2 protein-coding genes and 2 pseudogenes are annotated in these 2754 nt (G+C 49.2%); all 4 read left to right on the top strand.

Annotated features, from left to right (window positions below; genetic code table 11):
• Positions 1-679: pseudogene (locus tag NN484_RS27195) on the top strand (hypothetical protein); the annotation flags it as partial.
• Positions 672-1628, top strand: coding sequence for a tetratricopeptide repeat protein (locus NN484_RS27190; protein WP_274658364.1), 957 nt, complete (start codon positions 672-674; stop codon positions 1626-1628). The pseudogene NN484_RS27195 and the gene NN484_RS27190, both read left to right, overlap by 8 nt.
• Before the next feature lie 148 nt (positions 1629-1776).
• On the top strand, positions 1777-2133 hold the full coding sequence (locus NN484_RS27185) for a hypothetical protein (RefSeq protein WP_274658363.1): 357 nt from the start codon (positions 1777-1779) through the stop codon (positions 2131-2133).
• A 75-nt stretch (positions 2134-2208) separates the two neighbouring features.
• Positions 2209-2754 (top strand): annotated as a pseudogene (locus NN484_RS27180) (hypothetical protein); the annotation flags it as partial.

Genomic DNA, 2754 nt, shown 5'->3' with positions numbered 1-2754 from the left:
TCTTGAGTGGGTCGATGGCGAAGCCATGGACTATCTGCAGAAACTGAGCTTCCTCGGCGCCACGGGTATTGATGTGGCGTTTGCCTATGTGCGTGGGTATGCCATTGTTAAAGGGATTTTTGATGCGCTGACTGAGGGTGGGCGCGGGGGACAAATTGCTTATTCAATCGGCAGAATTGAAAATAGACAGGATATGCAAGATTGGGTATGCAACCTCCAACCACAAGCGATGGGTCCATTATTGCTAGCTTTGAGCGCCGGTCCTAAAGCGTTCACCGTAGAAGAGGATGGCAAAGAGGACCAAAGCTTTAATGGGGATCACGCTCACCTAATACAACAGCAGGCGATTGAACGATGCTTAGGCTGGATATCCAGCAAGCCTGGAGCAAATCAACAGTTTGAAGAAGCAATTATTTGCATGAATAGAGATGGTGTACGCCCTCAACAGGCAGGACTCGCATATTGCAAAAACAAAGCGAAACTCGACTTATTTATGTCTGAACGTGTTCTGGGCCTTACTGAAATCAATAACATAATGCGTGCTAGATACAAAGATCGCGTATTGAAGCTCGGAGCAAACTTAAATAGCTATTGCGGATACAGCACTGTATATGAAGGACCTGCCTTTGCGCCAACTCAAGGACTGAAAGTTACATACCGAGGGCCAAACATTGATTAAGCGAATCATTCTAATTTGTCTGTCATTTTTTTTCATCTCCTGTGTTTCGGCTCAGCAATTATCAGCCAGAGATAAGGGGATTGCACTTTTTCATCAAAGCGCATGGACTTCTTCACAGCCTTTTTTGCAAACTGCTGCAGAAGCGGGTGATCGAGACGCTCAGTACTACTTAGGCGAGGCGATCCGCTTAAGTAACCGCTACATGACAGAGGACGCCGTAAAATGGTACGAGGCCGCAGCCGAACAAGGACATCTCTATGCCATGCTGCGTCTCAGCAACAAAGAAGATCTCTGCACCGTAATCGAAACCTGCACTCAAAAAAGTGGTAAGGACTGGAGGGCGCAGGCCTTAAAAATTGCACGCGAACGCGCGGAGAGAGGCGACACCGAAGCAATGGTTGCGCTCTATACAGCTAAACAAGGCTTGGAGTGGTTAGAAAGGGCTGCAGAGTCGGGTGACAACTTCGCTCAGCAACTTCTTGCGGGTGCCTACCAAAATGGAAAAGGTTGGTTCGTAATTCCTGGCAGTCGAGAAAAAGCAATCGAAAAATGGTTTAAGGCATCAGCGGAAGGGGGATTCCCTCCGGGGATGTATCTTTATGCGAACTATTTGTACGAACACAACGGAAGTAAACAAGATGTCGGAAAATGGCTTAAGAAGACTGCCGAGTCGGGGCACATTGACGCTCTAGGCGGCTACGCCCTTAATATCGCCCATCTTCCAGATAGCTATGACTTCCCCTTAGATCTAATAAAAGCGTATGGATACACATACTTAATTTCAAATCTGAAGGGAGGTGCTATCGCCCCAGAAGAGGCGAGGTTAAACCTTCCAAGGATTGCGGAGAAAATGGGGCCGGAGGAAATCAAGTCAGGAATTGAATTCGCCAAAGATTGGGAAAGAACACACCCACCACTTTCTTACTTCGATCCAATTTATGGTTATTAAAAAATCCAACCACAGAGCAAACGAAGATAGACCATGTTCTCTTCTTTAGACATGGTCTATCTATCAATGAGCCCTACCCTCACGGACACTAAACGTGGCATGCCCCTTAAGTCCCCCACATGAAGAACCTAAGTGCCTAGCAATAAATATGAGCAATTACCCCACGCGGGGGACTTCGAAAAAGAAAAGGGACGGAAAACGGGGACAGACCACAGCTTCTTTTCTCAGCCCTGACGACCAGTACGCAGGGACCGAGGATTTTCAGGCCTTTATCGAACTGACCACCAAACGCGACGAGCTTGAGAAAAAAATCGAAGCGCGTTATTCCCAGTGGGTCTCGGCTACCGGTGGCAAGTCAGCACCACCCGGAGTGCTCTTCGTCAGCTTGCAGAAACAGTGGTACGACCTGAATGACGAGGCAGAGCGAATTCAGAACACCGCCGAAGCACGCGTTCGAGCACTGAAGCCGCCCCGTCTGTTTCTCTGGGACGCGGAAAGCTACTAGCCAAAACCCCTCGAACGACTGGCCAAAACAAACATTCCACTGCGTGAGCTCAGCAGCGCATCGTCGACGACGATTTTGAACCACATCAGCCTGAAACAACTGGCCCAAGCCAGTGGCAACGCGTTTAAGGACCAACTGAAAGAGCTCAAGAGCAGCTTGCCCAAATCGATTGCCAAAGAAGCAGACGACGATCGTGTATTCAGTGATTGGCTGGATCAGGAAGGCGCACTTCAGTTCGATGAAAAAGGGCCATGGTTCGATGAGCATGGACTTTTCGTGCCTGAAAAGTTCTTCGCCGCCCTGGAAGCCAAAGGCTATAGAGTCGAAAGCATCAAAGCCGAAGCCAAACGCAAAAGCTGGGGCGAAAACCTCAAAGCCATGGTTTTCGAAGATAAACAGTTGCGCAACCTCATGCTGTTCGACAACAGCCCGCAGGCACAACTGGTTCGATGCCTACTACCGGAAAGTGCCAACCTGCTGTCCGAAGTCAAAATGGAAGGCCCCACTCTGAAAAGTGGTTCCCCTCAGATTGCCAACGTAGAAGTGGCACTGGATGTAACCGCGTGGCGCGGGGAAGTCAGCTTACTCAAAGTCGAGTTTCCGAAACGGGCAAAGGCCGAC

It is taken from the genome of Pseudomonas serboccidentalis (assembly GCF_028830055.1).
Classification (GTDB): Bacteria; Pseudomonadota; Gammaproteobacteria; order Pseudomonadales; family Pseudomonadaceae; genus Aquipseudomonas; species Aquipseudomonas serboccidentalis.
This window is presented reverse-complemented; position numbering and strand designations above follow the sequence as displayed.